This is a genomic window from Pseudomonas paraeruginosa, assembly GCF_003025345.2.
Taxonomy (GTDB): Bacteria; Pseudomonadota; Gammaproteobacteria; order Pseudomonadales; family Pseudomonadaceae; genus Pseudomonas; species Pseudomonas paraeruginosa.
Window position 1 is genome coordinate 4,778,962 of the sequence record NZ_CP020560.1, and the last position, 16,967, is coordinate 4,795,928.

Consider the following 16,967-nt stretch of genomic DNA (forward strand, 5'->3'; position numbering starts at 1 on the left):
TCTCCTCGCTACTGCCGCCGCGCACCGCCTGGGACGGTACCGACGGTCAACTAGGCCTGCTCGCGCAATGCCGCGTCGTACCAGGTACGAAACGCAGGCCACTGATAAATGGTCTCGACATAGGCCCGGGCGGTGTCCGGCAACTCCACGGCATAGCTGCGGAAGCGCGCCGCCACCGGCGCGTAGAACGCATCCGCGAGGCTGGCATGGCCGAACAGGAACGCACCGTCCTGGCCGAAGCGCCGGCGGCACTCCGCCCACGCCTGGCAGATACGCTGAATATCCTGTCGCGTCGCCTCGGACAATTCCACCAATGGCTGCTGGCGGCGCAGGTCCATCGGCAACTCGCCGCGCAAGGCCATGAAGCCACTGTGCATTTCCGCGCAGAGCGAGCGCGCCATCGCCCGCGCCGCCTCGCCGCGCGGCCACAGGTGGGCCTCGGGGAAACGCTCGGCAAGGTACTCGGCGATGGCCAGGGAGTCCCAGATATCGCCGTCCTCGCTTTTCAACAGGGGCACCTTGCCGGTCGGCGAATGCCGCAGGATACGTTCTCGGCTATCGGGCCGCCCCAGCGGCACGAGGATTTCATCGAAGGCCGCCCCGCTCATCTGCAGGGCCAGCCAGCCGCGCAGCGACCAGGACGAATCGTTGCGGTTTCCAATCACGATGGTAAGGGCCATGCGTCTCTCCTTCTCGGTCGTTCCTTCATCCAGGGGAACTTAAGAGGCGCATGGCCCGATGGCAAATTCCCGATTTTCATCCATCGATGAAGGATCGGAATGCCGGGCTCAGGTGCGGTACTCCGCGTTGATCTTGACGTATTCGTGGGACAGGTCGGTGGTCCAGATGGTCTCGCTGCAGGTGCCGCGTCCCAGTTCGATGCGGATGCCGATCTCGGCCTGGGCCATGACCGCCGCGCCCTGCTCCTCGGTATAGCTGGCCGCCCGGCCGCCACGGCTGGCGATGCAGACGTCGCCGAGGAAGACGTCGATCTTGCTCACGTCCAGATTGGCCACGCCGGCACGCCCGACCGCGGCGAGGATCCGTCCCCAGTTGGGATCGGAAGCGAACAACGCGGTCTTGATCAGCGGCGAGTGGGCCACCGCATAGCCGACATCCAGGCACTCCTGGTGAGTGGCGCCGCCATTGACCTGAACGGTGACGAACTTGGTCGCGCCCTCGCCGTCGCGAACGATGGCCTGGGCCAGTTCCATGGACACCTCCAGCACCGCCTGCTTCAGCGCGGCGAACAGCGCGCCGCTGGCCTGGGTCACTTCCGGCAGCGCCGCGCGACCGGTGGCGATCAGCATGCAGCAGTCGTTGGTGGAGGTATCGCCGTCGATGGTGATGCGGTTGAAGGACTTGTTCGCGGCGTCGCGCAACAGGTCCTGCAGCACGCCCTGGGCGACCTTGGCGTCGGTGGCGATGTAACCGAGCATGGTCGCCATGTTCGGCTTGATCATCCCGGCGCCCTTGCTGATCCCGGTCACGGTCACGGTCACGCCGTCGTGGACGAACTGGCGGCTGGCGCCCTTGGGCAGGGTATCGGTGGTCATGATCCCCGTGGCAGCTTCGGCCCAATGATCCTCGGCCAGGTCGGCCAGGGCCGCCGGCAGCGCCGCCTCGATCTTGGCCACCGGCAGAGGTTCGCCGATCACTCCGGTGGAATATGGCAGCACGGAAGTCTCGACGACTCCGGCCAGTTCGGCGAGCTTGGCACAGGTTTGCGCGGCGGCGGCGAGGCCGGCCTCGCCGGTACCGGCGTTGGCATTGCCGGTATTGGTCAGCAGGTAGCGCACCTCGCCGAGGAAACGCTGCTTGGCCAGGGTCACCGGCGCGGCACAGAATGCGTTCAGGGTGAATACCCCGGCCACGCTGGAACCTTCTGCGCAGCGCATGACCACCACGTCTTTGCGCCCCGGTCGCTTGATGCCGGCCGAAGCGATGCCGAGTTCGAAACCGGGGACCGGGTGCAGGGTGGACAGGGGGCCAAGACCGACAGCCATGGGAACGCGCTCCTTTACCAAACAGTGGACTCGATGCCGTCTGCGACGGCGTGACGGAAAACGCATCGGCGCCGGACTGGCGCCAATTCGAACAAACGCCGCGAGCGGCAGGACCGGTCGCGGCGTTGGTGAACCAGGCGGGAAGCTTAGTCCAGCTGCCCGTGGCAATGCTTGTATTTCTTGCCGGAACCGCACGGGCAAGGCTCGTTGCGGCCGATCTTCTGCTCGTTGCGCACCGGCTCGAGCGGCACTACCGGAGCCGGGCCCTCGGGAAGCTCCTCGTCCTCACCGGCCACCGCCTGTTCCATCGACGGTGCCTCGGCATGCTGGAACTGCATGCGCTTGGCCAGTTCCTCCGCCTCGCGACGCAGGCGGGCTTCCTCTTCGGCCGGATCTTCGCGACGGACCTGGACATGGGACAGCACGCGGATGGTGTCGCGCTTGATCGAGTCCAGCAGCTCCTGGAACAGGGTGAAGGACTCGCGCTTGTATTCCTGTTTCGGGTTCTTCTGCGCGTAGCCACGCAGGTGGATACCGTGGCGCAGGTGGTCCATGGTCGACAGGTGGTCCTTCCACAGGTCGTCCAGCACGCGCAGCAGCATCTGCTTCTCGAAGGCGCGCAGGGCCTCGGCGCCGGCCAGCTCTTCCTTCTCGTAGTAGGCGGCGACGATCTGCTCGAGGATCTTGCTGCGCAGGGTTTCCTCGTACAGCTTGTCGTCTTCGTCCAGCCACTGCTGGATCGGCAGGCGCACGGCGAAATCGCTGTACAGCGCGGCTTCCAGGCCTTCGACGTCCCACTGCTCCGGCAGCGACTGCGGCGGGATGTGCTGGTTGATGGTGGCGTTGAGGGTTTCCTCGCGGAACTCCTTGATGGTCTCGCCCACGTCCTCGGCCGACAGCAGGGTGTTGCGCATGTGGTAGATCACCTTGCGCTGCTCGTTGGCGACGTCGTCGAACTCCAGCAGTTGCTTGCGGATATCGAAGTTGCGGCCTTCGACCTTGCGCTGGGCCTTCTCGATGGCGTTGGTCACCATGCGGTGCTCGATCGCCTCGCCGGACTGCATGCCCAGCGCCTTCATGAAGTTCTTCACCCGGTCGGAGGCGAAGATGCGCATCAGGTTGTCTTCCAGCGACAGGTAGAAGCGGCTGGAACCCGGGTCGCCCTGGCGGCCGGCGCGGCCGCGCAACTGGTTGTCGATCCGGCGCGACTCGTGGCGCTCGGAAGCAATCACATGCAGGCCGCCCGCTTCGATCACCTGCTGGTGGCGCTTCTGCCACTCGGCCTTGATCTGGGCGATCTGCTCCTCGGTGGGGTTCTCCAGAGCGGCGACCTCGACTTCCCAGTTGCCGCCGAGGAGGATGTCGGTACCACGGCCGGCCATGTTGGTGGCGATGGTCACCGAACCCGGCGCACCGGCCTGGGCGATGATCTCGGCTTCCTTCTCGTGGTACTTGGCGTTGAGCACCTTGTGCTCGATGCCGGCCTGTTGCAGCAGCTTGGAAACGTATTCGGAACTCTCGATCGACGCGGTACCGACCAGGATCGGCCGGCCGAGGGCCTGGCACTGCTTGATGTCGGTGATGATCGCCGCGTATTTCTCTTCCTGGGTCAGGTAGACCAGGTCGTTGAAGTCCTTGCGCGCGATCGGGCGGTGGGTCGGGATGACCACCACGTCCAGACCGTAGATCTGGCGGAACTCGAAAGCCTCGGTATCGGCGGTGCCGGTCATGCCGGCCAGCTTGTTGTACAGGCGGAAGTAGTTCTGGAAGGTGGTCGAGGCCAGGGTCTGGCTCTCGGCCTGGATCGGCAGACCTTCCTTCGCCTCGATCGCCTGGTGCAGGCCCTCGGACAGGCGGCGACCCGGCATGGTGCGCCCGGTGTGCTCGTCGATCAGGAGGATCTGGTCGCCCTGGACGATGTACTCGACATTGCGGTGGAACAGGGTATGCGCACGCAGCGCCGCGTAGACGTGGGTCAGCAGGCTCAGGTTGTGCGCCGAATAGAGGCTTTCGCCTTCGCCGAGCAGGCCGTTCTGGCTCAGCAGGTCCTCGATGAACTGGTGGCCCTGCTCGTTGAGTTCGACCTGGCGGGTCTTCTCGTCGATGCTGTAGTGGCCTTCCTCGCTCGGCTTGCCCTCGACCTCTTCGACCTGGCGCTTGAGACGCGGGATCAGCTTGTTGATCTTGATGTACAGTTCGGAGCTGTCTTCGGCCTGGCCGGAGATGATCAGCGGCGTACGTGCCTCGTCGATGAGGATCGAGTCCACTTCGTCGACCACGGCGAAGTTCAGCTCGCGCTGGAACTTGTCGTCCAGGCTGAAGGCCATGTTGTCGCGCAGGTAGTCGAAGCCGAACTCGTTGTTGGTGCCGTAGGTGATGTCCGCGGCGTAGGCCGCGCGCTTGTCTTCCGGCGGCTGGAAGGGGGTGACCACGCCGACGCTGAGGCCGAGGAACTCGTACAACGGGCGCATCCAGTTGGCGTCGCGGCGGGCCAGGTAGTCGTTCACCGTGACCACGTGCACGCCCTTGCCGGACAGCGCGTTGAGATACACCGGCAGGGTGCCCACCAGGGTCTTGCCCTCACCGGTGCGCATTTCCGCGATCTTGCCATCGTGCAGGGTCATGCCGCCGATCAGCTGGACGTCGAAGTGACGCATGCCCATCACCCGCTTGCCGGCCTCGCGAACCACGGCGAAGGCTTCGGGCAACAACTGGTCGAGCGTTTCGCCCTTGGCATAGCGCTGCTGGAACTCGGCCGTCTTCGCCTTCAACTGCTCGTCGGAGAGCGCCACCATCTGGGGCTCGAGCGCATTGATGGCCTGTACAGCCTTGGCCATGCGCTTTACATCACGCTCGTTCTTGCTTCCAAAGAGTTTCTTCAACAAAGGCGCAAACATATCGACTTGGTCATCCACACGTGGGGAATGGAAGGCTCACCCTTCCGGCGGCCCGTGCCGATCAACGGCATGAAAGGGAACATTCTACCCGGAAACGGGTATGAGAAAAGTACAGCAGATCAATGCGCGCCGCTCACTCGGAAACAGACGCGCGCGCGATGAAGCTTTGCGGATTCATTACCCGGCCATCCTTCATCACCTCGAAATGTACGTGGTAACCGGTGGAGCGTCCGGTGCTGCCGACCTTGGCCAGGACCTGGCCTCGCTTGACCAGGTCGCCGACCTCGACCAGGTTCTTCTGGTTGTGCGCATAGAGCGTGGTATAGCCATCGGCATGACCGACCTCCACCACGTTGCCGTAGCCGTTCTTGCGCCCGGACCAGGTCACCACGCCGGCCGCCACGGCCACCACGTCGCTGCCCGCCGGCGCGGCGAAGTCGATGCCCTTGTGCAGGCTCAGGCGCCCGCTCACCGGATTGACCCGACGCCCGAACGGCGAGGAGATGTAGCCCTGGCGCACCGGCTGGCCGGCCAGGTAGGTCGACTGGCTGATGTGCTTGTCGGCGAGCAGTTGCTCGAGTACCTCGAGCTGCTGCTCGCGGGTATCCAGGCGTGCCGCCAGTTCGTCCAGCGTCGCCATGAACGACGGCGGGGCATAGGCGTTGCCCTCCAGCGGTTCATCGACGCCGCCCTGGCCGACGCCCAGGGAGAAGTCGAACTCTTCGGGGTCGACGTCGGCCAGTTCGGTAAGGCGCTCCCCCAGGGCATCCAGCCGTACCAGGCGTGCCTGCAGCTCACCTAGATGCACGCTCAGCGCGTCCATCTGCCGCTGCGCATCCTCGCGCGCGCTGCTGATCTCGTCGCTCTGCGCCTGCAGAGCGGCATCGACCTCGGTACCCACCGCCGGCGCCGGCGCGCGGAACAGCCAGGCGCCCATGAAGCCCCCCGCCAACAGGCTGGCGCCGACCACGCAGGCCCCCGCCAGCATCAGCAGCCGCGGCTGCAGATGGACGGAGCGAGCGGCCCCATGGCGCCGGCTCAGAAAAATGATGTGCATGACTTATCCTTCATACGGGCCGGCAGTAGCGAAACGCTTTCTGCTACCATTCCGACTCAGTAACCCCCAGGCTTCCCGCCATGTCTTTTCGTCCCTTGCCCGCCCAGGCCTCGACCCAGTTGCTGCGCCAGGCCAAGCCGCTGCAGATGCTGTTCGCCGAGGCCCAGCGCATCTGCCGCCTGCAACAGCTGCTGGAAAGCCAGCTGCAACCGGCGGCACGTCCGTACTGTCACGTGGCCTCGTGGCGCGGCGGTTGCCTGCTGCTGATCGTCACCGACGGACACTGGGCCACACGCCTGCGCTACCAGCAGCGGCGCCTGCAGCGACAGCTGCAGGGTTTCGAAGAATTCGCGAACTTAGCGAAAATCCTTTTCAAGGTGCAACCCACCACGTCCACACAACGTGCGGCGCGTCGCAGCTTGACCCTCTCCAGCGTGGCCGCGGAAAACCTTCGCGGCTCCGCCGACATCGTCGCCAACCCGCGTCTCAGGGAAGCGCTCGAACGACTGGCAAGCCGCGCCGAGAAAAGCCGGCAAGAATAAATCCTGAAATAAAAAGAGGCCACCCTGAGGTGGCCTCCAAAGATGGAAAGGAGAGATTTCCTACACTGCTGCCGCCGGGCGCATATAGGAAATAGGCGCGGTACGCGCGTCTTCGAAGGTCACCACTTCCCAAGCGTCCCTGTCTGCGATCAGCGAACGCAGCAGTTGGTTGTTCAGGGCATGGCCGGACTTGAAGCCGCGGAACTCGCCGATAAGGCTGTTGCCGAGCAGGTACAGGTCGCCGATGGCATCCAGGATCTTGTGCTTGACGAACTCGTCCTCGTAACGCAGGCCGTCTTCGTTGAGCACGCGGTTCTCGTCGACCACGATCGCGTTCTCCACGCTACCGCCGAGCGCCAGGTTCTGCGAACGCAGGTACTCGATGTCGCGCATGAAGCCGAAGGTCCGGGCGCGGCTGACTTCCTTGACGAAGGAAGTGCTGGAGAAGTCGACCGAAGCCTGCTGGGTGCGGCCACGGAAGACCGGGTGATCGAAATCGATCTCGAAGCTGACCTTGAAGCCGTCGAACGGAACGAAGACGGCGCGCTTGTCGCCTTCCTCGACGCTGACCTCGCGCTTGATGCGGATGAACTTCTTGGCCGCTTCCTGCTCTTGCAATCCGGCGGACTGGATCAGGAATACGAACGGACCAGCGCTGCCATCCATGATCGGCACTTCCGAAGCGGACAGCTCGACGTAGGCGTTGTCGATACCCAGGCCGGCCATGGCCGAGAGCAGGTGCTCCACCGTATCCACTTTGACGTCACCCTTGACCAGGGTGGTCGACATGGTGGTTTCGCCGACGTTCTCGGCCCGGGCCGGGATTTCCACTACCGGATCCAGGTCGGTGCGGCAGAACACGATGCCGGTGTCCACCGGCGCCGGTTTCAGGGTCAGGTAAACCTTCTCCCCCGAATGCAGACCGACGCCAGTAGCCCGGATGATGTTCTTCAAGGTGCGTTGTTTGATCATGGCTTTGGCCGCTTAAGCGCTGACTGCGAACTGTTTTCAACAATGGCCGGCGATGATAGCAGAACCGGCCTTTGCTGAACACCAATCACGTCTCTACTCCTGATTAATAACTTCAATCGGCCTGACGACGCAGGAACGCCGGGATATCCAGGTAATCCAGGTCATCCTGCGGGTTCAGCTTGGCCGCGGTCGCCGCGCTGCCGTGAGACTGGTTGCGCATCACGGTCGGACGGTCGAGGTCGCGGTAGTTCACCGACTGCTGCTCGCGCTGGGCCGGGGCGGCTGCCTGGGCGGCGCTGGCCTGCACGGTGTTGTCGACGACCTTGACCGGCTTCTCCAGGCGCGCACCCAGGCCGGTGGCGACCACGGTGACGTGCAGCTCATCGCGCATGTCCGCGTCGATCACGGTGCCCACCTTCACGGTGGCGTGCTCGGATGCGAACTGTTCGATGATGTTGCCGACGTCGGAGTACTCGCCCAGGGACAGGTCCGGACCCGCGGTGATGTTCACCAGGATGCCGCGCGCGCCCTGCAGGTTGACGTCTTCCAGCAGCGGGTTGCGGATCGCCGCCTCGGTGGCCTCGCGGGCACGGTTCGGACCGCTGGCGCAGCCGGTGCCCATCATCGCCATGCCCATCTCGCTCATGACGGTCTTCACGTCGGCGAAGTCGACGTTGATCATGCCCGGACGCTTGATGATGTCGGAGATCCCGCGCACGGCGCCGGCCAGCACGTCGTCGGCCTTGGCGAAGGCAGCCAGCAGGCTGGCGTCCTTGCCGAGGATGGTCAGCAGCTTCTCGTTCGGGATGGTGATCAGCGAATCGACGCTCTCGGCCAGGGCACGGATGCCCTCGTCGGCGATCTGCATGCGCTTGCGACCTTCGAACGGGAACGGGCGGGTCACCACCGCGACGGTGAGGATGCCCATCTCCTTGGCCACTTCGGCGATGATCGGCGCCGCACCGGTACCGGTACCGCCACCCATGCCGGTGGTGATGAAGACCATGTCGGCGCCTTCCAGCACTTCGGAAATGCGCTCACGATCTTCCAGCGCCGCCTGACGACCGACTTCCGGATTGGCGCCGGCACCCAGCCCCTTGGTGACGCCCGGGCCGAGTTGCAGAACGGTGCGCGCCGCGATGTTCTTCAGCGCCTGTGCGTCGGTGTTGGCGCAGATGAACTCGACGCCCTCGACGTTGTTCTTGGCCATGTGATTGACGGCGTTGCCGCCACCACCACCTACACCGATCACTTTTATGACGGCGGTTTGTGCGATGTTATCGACCAGTTCAAACATTTCCCCTCTCCTTCCTTTCTAGTTTTGTCGCCTGCTGTTACCGCGTTGAATCAGAAATTGCCCTGGACCCAGCGTTTGAGCCGCTCCAGGACAGGTGCCTTGGGTTCGTCGCTGCTGTAGCTGCTGCCTGAAACGGACATCGACATGCCATCGGACTGTTTCTGCAGTCCGTACATCAGCAGGCCCACGCCCGTCGAATAGATCGGGTTGCGCACCACGTCGGTGAGCCCCTTCACGCTGTACGGCACGCCCAGGCGCACCGGCATGTGGAAGATTTCCTCGGCCAGCTCGACCGCGCCTTCCATCTTCGAGGTGCCGCCGGTGAGGACGATCCCGGCCGGGATCAGGTCCTCGTAGCCGCTGCGGCGCAGCTCGGCCTGGACCAGGGTGAACAGCTCGTCGTAGCGCGGCTCGACCACTTCGGCCAGGGCCTGGCGCGACAGTTCGCGCGGCGGCCGGTCGCCGACGCTGGGCACCTTGATGGTCTCGCCGGCGCCGGCCAGCTTGGCCAGGGCGCAGGCGTAGCGGATCTTGATCTCTTCCGCGTACTGGGTCGGCGTGCGCAGCGCCATGGCGATATCGTTGGTGACCTGGTCGCCTGCGATCGGGATCACCGCGGTATGGCGGATCGCGCCTTCGGTGAAGATGGCGATGTCGGTGGTGCCGCCGCCGATGTCCACCAGGCACACGCCCAGCTCCTTCTCGTCCTCGGTCAGCACCGAATAGGCAGAGGCCAATTGCTCGAGGATGATGTCGTCGACCTCCAGGCCGCAGCGGCGCACGCACTTCTCGATGTTCTGCGAGGCATTCACCGCGCAGGTCACCACGTGCACCTTGGCTTCCAGGCGCACGCCGGACATGCCCAGCGGCTCGCGCACGCCTTCCTGGTTATCGATCACGTAGTCCTGGGCCAGGGTATGCAGCACCCGCTGGTCCGCCGGGATCGCCACCGCCTGGGCGGCGTCCAGGACACGCTCGATGTCCGCCGGGTTCACCTCGCGGTCGCGGATCGCCACGATGCCGTGGGAGTTCAGGCTGCGGATGTGGTTGCCGGCGATGCCGACGAACGCCGAGTGGATACGGCAACCGGCCATCTGCTGGGCCTCGTCGATGGCGCGCTGGATCGACTGCACGGTGGACTCGATGTTCACCACCACGCCCTTCTTCAGGCCGCGGGACGGATGAGTGCCGATGCCGACGACTTCCAGCTGGCCATCGGCCGTCACCTCGCCCACCAGCGCCACCACCTTGGAGGTACCGATGTCCAGGCCGACGATCATCTTGCCGCTCTGCACGCTTGCCATGGTTATTACTGTCTCCTCAACTCACTGCACGGCGCTGGCCGTGGCCACCGACGTGGGCGTGACCGGCTCGCGCCACGCAACGGCCAGGCCGTTGGGGTAACGCAGGTCGATCCGCGCAATGTTCGAAATCTGATCTTTGAGTGCCTTGTCGTAGATGCTTACGAAGCGGCGAATCTTGTCTACCACGTGGTCGCGCCCGATCTGGATCTCGACGCCCTGGGCCGTGGTCAGCGCCCAGCCACCGCGATCGCTCATTTCCAGGCGGGCGATGGAGAACCCGAGGGGACGCAGCAGCTGGCTGAGCAACTGGTATTGCTGCATCACCTGTTGTTGCGCCCGCTGTGGACCATGCAAGCGGGGCAGATGTTCATAATTCGCCAGCTCTTTTGGCGTGAAGGCCTGTCCCTGGTTGTTCAGCAGCGCCTCGTCACCCCAGCGGGCGATCGGCAACTGCTCGTCCAGGCGGATCACCACCTGGTCCGGCCACACCCGGCGCACCTCGGCGTGGGCGATCCAGGGCATCTGCTCCAGTTGCCCGCGCATGCCCGCCAGGTCGATGGTGAAGAAGCTCGCCGCCAGGTACGGGGAGATCCGCTGCTGCACCGCGTGCTGGCTGATGTAGCTGAGGTCGCCCTCGACGCTGACCTTGGCGATCGGCCGGTCGGCGTACGGCAGGATGTACTCGGCGCCGCGATAGGCGCCATAGCCGAGGATCGCCAGCAACAGCGGCCAGGCCAGGTACTTGAGGAAGCTGAAGTCGGCTTTGGGCAGGCGCACGCTCAGCGGTTCCTTGGCCACCAGACGGCTGGCGCCGCGCGGCATCGGCTTGCGCGGAGCGCGGCCGAGACCACCGGGTTGCTGATGACGGAGCAGTACGCCGTTCATGGCTTATCCCCTCGCCTCGCGGCTATCGGCCAGGATCGCCAGCACCAGTTGCTGGAAATCCAGACCGGCGGCCCGCGCGGCCATGGGCACCAGGCTGTGGTCGGTCATGCCCGGTGCGGTGTTGACTTCAAGCAGCCAGAAACGCCCTTCGGCGTCCTGCATCACGTCGGCCCGTCCCCAACCCTGGATGCCCAGTGCGTCGCAGGCGCGCGCGGTGAGATCCTTCAGCTCGCTTTCCTTGGCCTCATCGAGGCCACAGGGCACCTGGTAGCGGGTATCGCTGGCCAGGTACTTGGCGTCGTAGTCGTAGAAGGTGTGCGGCGTACCCAGGCGGATCGCCGGCAGCACCTGCCCGCGCAAGGTCGCCACGGTGAATTCCGGGCCGCTGATCCACTGTTCGACCAGCACCTGCGAGTCGTAGCGGGCCGCCTCGCGCCACGCCGCGATCAATTCGTCGAGCCCGCCGACCTTGGCCATGCCGATGCTCGAACCTTCATGGGCCGGCTTGACGATCAGCGGGAAACCCAGTCGTTGCGCGGCTTCGCGGCAATCATCCTCGCTGCCCAGCACCGCGTAGTCCGGGGTCGGCAGGCCGAGGCTGAGCCAGACCCGCTTGGTCCGCAGCTTGTCCATCGCCAGCGCCGAGGCCAGCACGCCGCTGCCGGTGTAGGGAATGCCCGCGCACTCGAGCAGGCCCTGCATGCTGCCATCCTCGCCGCCACGACCGTGGAGAATGATGAAGGCACGGTCGATCTTCTCCTCGACCAGGCGATGCAGCAGGTCGTCGCCGACATCGATGCCGAAGGCATCGACCCCGGCGGCCAGCAGGGATTGCAGGACCATGGCGCCGGACTTCAGCGACACCTCGCGCTCGGCGCTCTTGCCGCCGAACAGCACGGCGACGCGACCGAAGGCCCTGGGATCCTGGGTGCCGTTCAGCAGGCTATCGAGGCAAAGGTTCATGCGCCCTTCCCTCCCTTGCCGGCGAACAGCGGGTTCCTGATCAGTTGCGGGGCCAGGCCGCCGACATCGCCAGCACCCTGGCAGAGCAGGATGTCGCCGGCGCGCAGCAGCGGCTTGACCAGCGGCGCCAGGTCGGCGTCGCGCTCGAAGTAGATCGGGTCGAGCTGGCCGCGCTGGCGGATGCTGTGGCACAGCTGGCGGCTGTCGGCTCCCGGGATCGGCTCTTCGCCGGCCGGATAGACCTCCATCAACAGCAGCACGTTGGCCTCGCCCAGCACCTGCACGAAGTCTTCGTACAGGTCGCGGGTACGGGTATAGCGATGCGGCTGGTAGACCATCACCAGGCGACGCTCCGGCCATCCGCCACGGATCGCCTTGATCACCGCGGCGACTTCGCGCGGATGGTGGCCGTAGTCGTCCACCAGCATCACGCTACCGCCCTCGACCTGCAGCTCGCCGTAGACCTGGAAGCGCCGGCCCACGCCCTGGAAGCCGGACAGGCCCTGGACGATGGCTTCGTCGGAAATGCCTTCGTCGGTGGCGATGACGATGGTCGCCAGGGAATTCAGCACGTTGTGCAGGCCGGGCATGTTCACCGAGACGTCCAGCGGCTCGCGCTCCGGGCGCAGCACGGTGAACCAGGTGCGCATGCCTTCCTGGCGGATGTTGATCGCGCGCACGTCGGCGTCTTCGCTGAGGCCGTAGGTCACGGTCGGGCGGGCGATCTGCGGAAGGATCTCGCGCACCACCGGGTCGTCCACGCACATCACCGCCAGCCCGTAGAACGGCAGGTTGTGGAGGAACTCGACGAAGGTCTTCTTCAGCTTGTTGAAGTCGCCGCCGTAGGTCGCCATGTGGTCGGCGTCGATATTGGTGACCACCGCGACCATCGGCTGCAGATGCAGGAAACTGGCGTCGCTCTCGTCGGCCTCGGCCACCAGGTAGCGGCTGGCGCCGAGCTGGGCGTTGGTCCCGGCGGCGTTCAGCCGGCCGCCGATGACGAAGGTCGGGTCCAGGCCGCCGGCGGCGAACACCGAGGCGATCAGGCTGGTGGTGGTGGTCTTGCCGTGGGTGCCGGCGACCGCGATGCCGTGCCGGTAGCGCATCAGCTCGGCGAGCATCTCCGCGCGCGGCACCACCGGAATCCGCCGTTCCAGGGCCGAGGCCACTTCCGGGTTGGCCCGGTTGATGGCGCTGGACACCACCAGCACATCGGCACCGTCGGCGTTTTCCGCCTGGTGACCGATGAAGATCTGCGCGCCGAACTTCTCCAGGCGCTCGGTCACCGCCGAGGCCTTGAGGTCCGATCCGGACACCTCGTAGCCGAGGTTCAGCAGCACTTCGGCGATCCCGCACATGCCGGCGCCGCCGATGCCGACGAAATGGATGCGGCGGATACGGCGCATGGTCCGGGTGACGCCATTGGGTTCCTTAACCACGGGCCACCTCCAGGCAGGCATCGACCACCGTCCGGGTAGCCTCGGGTTTCGCCAGGCTGCGTGCCTGGTCTGCCATGGAGCGCAGGGTTTCGGGATGCATCAGGACCTCGGACAGCTGCGCGGCCAGTTCGGCCGCGCCGGTAGACTTTTGCGGCAGCAGGCGGCCGGCGCCGCTGCGAACCAGGAATTCGGCGTTGCGGGTCTGGTGGTCGTCGATCGCATGGGGCAACGGCACCAGGAAAGCGGGGAGTCCCGCGGCGGCCAGCTCGCTGACGGTCAGCGCGCCGGCGCGGCAGATCACCAGGTCGGCCCAGGCATAGGCCGCGGCCATGTCGCTGATGAAGGGCGCGACGTCCGCTTCGACCGCCACTGTGCGATAACGCTCGGCGGTAATCTCGGCATGCTGACGACCGGCCTGATGGCGGATTGCCGGACGGATTTCCGCCGGAACCTGCGCCAGGGCCTCTGGCAACAGCTTGTTCAGCGGTTCCGCGCCAAGGCTGCCGCCGAGCACCAGCAGATTGACCCGACGGTCGGTCAGCGGCGCGCGGGCGTCCTCGCCGAGGAACAGTTCGGCGCGCACCGGATTGCCAGTGGTCAGGCGTTTGTCGCTGGCCGGGAAGGTATCCGGGAAGGCCTCGCAGACACGTCTGGCGATCGGCGCCAGGCTGCGGTTGGCGGTGCCGGCGACGGCGTTCTGCTCGTGGATCACCAGCGGCACGCCGTTCAGGCGCGCGGCCAACCCGCCCGGACCGGTGACATAGCCACCCAGGCCGAGCACGCAGACCGGCCGCAACCGGCGGATCACCCGCAGCGCCTGGAACAGCGACTTGACCAGCTCCAGCGGCGCCTTGACCAGCGACTTCAGGCCCTTTCCGCGCAGCCCGCTGACCTGGATCAGGTGCAACGGCAGCCCGGCCTTGGGTACCAGGTCATTCTCGATGCCGCGCGGTGTTCCCAGCCAGTGCACGGCGTAGCCGCGCGCCTGGAATTCCCGCGCGCAGGCCAGCGCCGGGAACACGTGTCCGCCGGTGCCGCCTGCCATGATCAGGACGTTACCTTTCATCGGCAAAGTCCTCTTCGTTGAATTCATATTCCTCGCTACCCAGGTGGGTACGGCGTTCCCATTCGATGCGCAGCAGCATTCCCAGGCAGGCGCAGCAGATCACCAGCGAGCTGCCGCCGTAGCTGAGGAACGGCAGGGTCAGCCCCTTGGTCGGCAGCAGGCCGACGTTCACCCCGATGTTGATCAGGAACTGGCCGATCCAGAGGAAGGCCAGGCCGTAGGCCACATAGGCGGAGAAGAACTGCTTGGCCTGCTCGGCCCAGATGCCGATGTACAGCGCGCGCAGGCTGACGAAGACGAACAGCGCGACGGTCGCCAGGGCGCCGATGATGCCCAGCTCCTCTGCGAGTACGGCGAAGACGAAGTCGGTGTGCGCCTCCGGCAGGTAGAACTGCTTCTGGATACTGTTGCCCAGCCCCATGCCCAGCCAGCCGCCACGGCCGAAGGCGATCAACGCCTGGCTCAACTGGTAACCGGCGCCGAACTGGTCGGCCCAGGGATCGGTGAAGTTGGTCAGGCGCGCCATCCGGTAGGGCTGGGTCTGGATCAGCAGCACCACCGCGCCGACCGCCAGCAGCACCATCAGGCCGAAGCGGAACAGCCCTACTCCACCGAGGAACAGCATGGCCGCGGCCGCGCCCATCATCACCACGGTGGCGCCGAAGTCGGGCTCGCGCAGCAGCAGGCCGGCCATCGGCAGCAGCACCACGAACGGCTTGAAGAAGCCCATCCAGCTTTCCCGGACTTCCTGCTGGCGGCGAATCAGGTAGCCGGCCATGAAGATCACCACGCAGACCTTGGCGATCTCCGAGGGCTGGATGTTGAACAGGCCGAAACCGATCCAGCGCATCGAGCCGTTCACCTCGCGACCGATGCCCGGCGTGATCACCAGCACCAGCAGGGCGAAGGCGACCAGCAGCAGCTTCCAGCCCCAGCGTTGCCAGGTGGCCATCGGGATCATCATGGTCAGGCCGCAGGAGATCAGGCCGATCACCAGGTAGATCAGGTGCCGCACGGAGAAATACAGCGGATTGCCCGACTGCGCCGCCGCCACCTCGGAGGAGGCGGAAGTCACCATCACCAGGCCGAGGCCGAGCAGCGCCAGGCAACCCGCCAGCAGCGGGAAGTCCAGGTCGATGCCGTGCCGGCTCAACAGCGGCGACGGGAAGGGGCGCAACACCGAGAGCATCACGCGAGTTCCTCCACGGCTTTGGCGAACAGGCGTCCGCGCTCTTCGAAGTTCTTGAACATGTCCAGGCTCGCGCAGGCCGGCGACAGCAGTACCGCGTCGCCTTCGCGGGCCAACTCGGCAGCCTGGCCCACGGCCTCCTCCAGGGTGGCGACGCGTACCAGCGGCACCGCGTTGCCCAGCGCCCGGGCGATCAGTTCGGCGTCACGGCCGAGCAACACCACGGCGCGGCAGAAGCGTGCGACCGGCTCGCGCAGGTCATGGAAATCGGCACCCTTGCCATCGCCGCCGGCGAGCAGCACCAGCTTGCCGGCAATGTCGGCGCCCAGCCCCTCGATCGCCGCCAGCGCGGCGCCGACGTTGGTGGCCTTGGAATCGTCGTAGTAGCTCACGCCCTGCCGCTCGCGTACCCACTGGCAACGATGAGCCAGGCCGGAGAACGCCTTCAGCGCGCCGAGCATGGCGTCGAACGGCAGGCCGACCGCATGCCCCAGCGCCAGCGCGGCGAGCGCATTGGAATAGTTGTGGGCGCCACGGATCTTCAGTGCGCCGACCGGCAGCAGCTTGTCGAACTGGAAAGCCAGCCACTTCTGGCCGTCTTCCTCGACCAGGCCGAAAGCCTTGAAGTCCGGCTTGTTCAGGCCGAACGACCAGCACGGCACGGTATCGGCGATCAGTGGCCGGGTCAGCGCGTCGGCACGATTCACCACGACCTGGCGGGCGCCACGGAAGATCCGGTGCTTGGCCAGGTGGTAGTCGGCCATCCCGTCGTAGCGATCCATGTGGTCTTCGCTGACGTTCAGCACCGTAGCCACCTCGGCATTCAGGCGCTCGCAGGTTTCCAGCTGGAAGCTGGACAGTTCCAGCACGTACAGTTCGATGTCGTCGGCCAGCAGGTCGAGCGCCGGCGTGCCGAGGTTGCCGCCGACGGCGACGCGCTTGTCCGCGGCCACAGCCATTTCGCCGACCAGGGTGGTCACGGTGCTCTTCGCATTGGAACCGGTGATGGCGACGATCGGCGCCTTCGCCTCGCGAGCGAAGAGGTCGATATCGCCGGAGATGCGCACGCCTTTCGCGGCGGCCTGCACCAGCGCGGGGGTGCGCAGCGACAGGCCGGGGCTGACGTAGAGCTCGCGAGCCGAGCAGAGGAATTCGGCGTCGAGCTCGCCGCAACGCACTTCCACCTGCGGATACTGGGCACGCAGGGTGGCCAGCTCCGGCGGGTTCTCGCGGGTATCGACCACGGCGAAAGGCAGGCCGCGGCGCGCCAGGTGGCGCACCAGGGACATGCCGCTCTTGCCGAGGCCGACAACGATGCGGAAGTGGTCGGAGGCGATCAGGCTCATGCTC

General features: G+C 65.8%; 14 protein-coding genes. 1 reads left to right on the forward strand and 13 read right to left on the reverse strand.

Going from position 1 to position 16,967, the window contains the following annotated elements:
* Positions 1–50 precede the first annotated feature (50 nt).
* The 4 genes from B7D75_RS22640 to B7D75_RS22660 form a co-directional block, all read right to left on the reverse strand.
* A complete protein-coding gene (locus tag B7D75_RS22640; RefSeq protein WP_043103166.1) occupies positions 51–680 on the reverse strand; it encodes a glutathione S-transferase family protein in 630 nt (209 codons plus the stop codon).
* Between the two features lie 108 nt (positions 681–788).
* Entirely contained in the window at positions 789–2,006 is a 1,218-nt protein-coding gene (gene argJ, locus B7D75_RS22645) for a bifunctional glutamate N-acetyltransferase/amino-acid acetyltransferase ArgJ (protein WP_003150385.1), read from the reverse strand.
* Between the two features lie 146 nt (positions 2,007–2,152).
* The gene (gene secA / locus B7D75_RS22650) at positions 2,153–4,903 is read right to left on the reverse strand and encodes a preprotein translocase subunit SecA (RefSeq protein WP_012077187.1); all 2,751 of its coding nucleotides are present in this window, start codon (positions 4,901–4,903) and stop codon (positions 2,153–2,155) included.
* Positions 4,904–5,036: 133 nt separating this feature from the next.
* Positions 5,037–5,960, reverse strand: coding sequence for a M23 family metallopeptidase (locus B7D75_RS22660; RefSeq protein WP_012077189.1), 924 nt, complete (start codon positions 5,958–5,960; stop codon positions 5,037–5,039).
* A gap of 80 nt (positions 5,961–6,040) precedes the next feature.
* Between B7D75_RS22660 and B7D75_RS22665 the strand changes: the two genes are divergently transcribed.
* Entirely contained in the window at positions 6,041–6,502 is a 462-nt protein-coding gene (locus tag B7D75_RS22665; protein WP_003150389.1) for a DciA family protein, read from the forward strand.
* Positions 6,503–6,562: 60 nt separating this feature from the next.
* Here the strand turns inward: B7D75_RS22665 and lpxC are convergent, their stop codons facing one another.
* The 9 genes from lpxC to murD form a co-directional block, all read right to left on the reverse strand.
* Positions 6,563–7,474 carry a UDP-3-O-acyl-N-acetylglucosamine deacetylase gene (gene lpxC, locus B7D75_RS22670; RefSeq protein ID WP_003150391.1) on the reverse strand — a complete coding sequence of 304 codons (912 nt, stop codon included), beginning with the start codon at positions 7,472–7,474 and terminating at the stop codon, positions 6,563–6,565.
* Positions 7,475–7,586: 112 nt separating this feature from the next.
* On the reverse strand, positions 7,587–8,771 hold the full coding sequence (gene ftsZ, locus B7D75_RS22675) for a cell division protein FtsZ (protein ID WP_003150393.1): 1,185 nt from the start codon (positions 8,769–8,771) through the stop codon (positions 7,587–7,589).
* A gap of 50 nt (positions 8,772–8,821) precedes the next feature.
* On the reverse strand, positions 8,822–10,075 hold the full coding sequence (ftsA, locus tag B7D75_RS22680; protein WP_003094115.1) for a cell division protein FtsA: 1,254 nt from the start codon (positions 10,073–10,075) through the stop codon (positions 8,822–8,824).
* Between the two features lie 21 nt (positions 10,076–10,096).
* Positions 10,097–10,960 carry a cell division protein FtsQ/DivIB gene (locus tag B7D75_RS22685; protein ID WP_012077190.1) on the reverse strand — a complete coding sequence of 288 codons (864 nt, stop codon included), beginning with the start codon at positions 10,958–10,960 and terminating at the stop codon, positions 10,097–10,099.
* Positions 10,961–10,963: 3 nt separating this feature from the next.
* The gene (locus B7D75_RS22690) at positions 10,964–11,923 is read right to left on the reverse strand and encodes a D-alanine--D-alanine ligase (protein WP_034080917.1); all 960 of its coding nucleotides are present in this window, start codon (positions 11,921–11,923) and stop codon (positions 10,964–10,966) included.
* The gene (murC, locus tag B7D75_RS22695; RefSeq protein ID WP_012077192.1) at positions 11,920–13,362 is read right to left on the reverse strand and encodes a UDP-N-acetylmuramate--L-alanine ligase; all 1,443 of its coding nucleotides are present in this window, start codon (positions 13,360–13,362) and stop codon (positions 11,920–11,922) included. The genes B7D75_RS22690 and murC overlap by 4 nt, the downstream gene beginning before the upstream one ends.
* Positions 13,355–14,428 (reverse strand): undecaprenyldiphospho-muramoylpentapeptide beta-N-acetylglucosaminyltransferase, encoded by a 1,074-nt coding sequence (gene murG, locus B7D75_RS22700; RefSeq protein ID WP_043103162.1) that lies wholly within the window; start codon positions 14,426–14,428, stop codon positions 13,355–13,357. Before murG ends, murC begins: the two co-directional genes overlap by 8 nt.
* Complete coding sequence (ftsW, locus tag B7D75_RS22705; protein WP_034080922.1) at positions 14,418–15,617, reverse strand: putative lipid II flippase FtsW; 1,200 nt, start codon at positions 15,615–15,617, stop codon at positions 14,418–14,420. Before ftsW ends, murG begins: the two co-directional genes overlap by 11 nt.
* Positions 15,617–16,963: a UDP-N-acetylmuramoyl-L-alanine--D-glutamate ligase gene (gene murD, locus B7D75_RS22710; RefSeq protein WP_043103160.1), complete on the reverse strand. Its 1,347-nt coding sequence runs from the start codon at positions 16,961–16,963 to the stop codon at positions 15,617–15,619. The genes ftsW and murD overlap by 1 nt, the downstream gene beginning before the upstream one ends.
* Positions 16,964–16,967 lie beyond the last annotated feature (4 nt).

Excerpts from the sequence above, each read along its gene's own strand:
- ftsA (WP_003094115.1), bottom strand. The coding sequence starts at position 10,075 with ATGGCAAGCGTGCAGAGCGGCAAGATGATCGTCGGCCTGGACATCGGT.
- B7D75_RS22690 (WP_034080917.1), bottom strand. The coding sequence starts at position 11,923 with ATGAACCTTTGCCTCGATAGCCTGCTGAACGGCACCCAGGATCCCAGG.
- lpxC (WP_003150391.1), bottom strand. The coding sequence starts at position 7,474 with ATGATCAAACAACGCACCTTGAAGAACATCATCCGGGCTACTGGCGTC.
- secA (WP_012077187.1), bottom strand. The coding sequence starts at position 4,903 with ATGTTTGCGCCTTTGTTGAAGAAACTCTTTGGAAGCAAGAACGAGCGT.
- B7D75_RS22665 (WP_003150389.1), top strand. The coding sequence starts at position 6,041 with ATGTCTTTTCGTCCCTTGCCCGCCCAGGCCTCGACCCAGTTGCTGCGC.
- argJ (WP_003150385.1), bottom strand. The coding sequence starts at position 2,006 with ATGGCTGTCGGTCTTGGCCCCCTGTCCACCCTGCACCCGGTCCCCGGT.
- B7D75_RS22640 (WP_043103166.1), bottom strand. The coding sequence starts at position 680 with ATGGCCCTTACCATCGTGATTGGAAACCGCAACGATTCGTCCTGGTCG.
- murG (WP_043103162.1), bottom strand. The coding sequence starts at position 14,428 with ATGAAAGGTAACGTCCTGATCATGGCAGGCGGCACCGGCGGACACGTG.
- murD (WP_043103160.1), bottom strand. The coding sequence starts at position 16,963 with ATGAGCCTGATCGCCTCCGACCACTTCCGCATCGTTGTCGGCCTCGGC.
- B7D75_RS22660 (WP_012077189.1), bottom strand. The coding sequence starts at position 5,960 with ATGCACATCATTTTTCTGAGCCGGCGCCATGGGGCCGCTCGCTCCGTC.
- B7D75_RS22685 (WP_012077190.1), bottom strand. The coding sequence starts at position 10,960 with ATGAACGGCGTACTGCTCCGTCATCAGCAACCCGGTGGTCTCGGCCGC.
- ftsZ (WP_003150393.1), bottom strand. The coding sequence starts at position 8,771 with ATGTTTGAACTGGTCGATAACATCGCACAAACCGCCGTCATAAAAGTG.
- ftsW (WP_034080922.1), bottom strand. The coding sequence starts at position 15,617 with ATGCTCTCGGTGTTGCGCCCCTTCCCGTCGCCGCTGTTGAGCCGGCAC.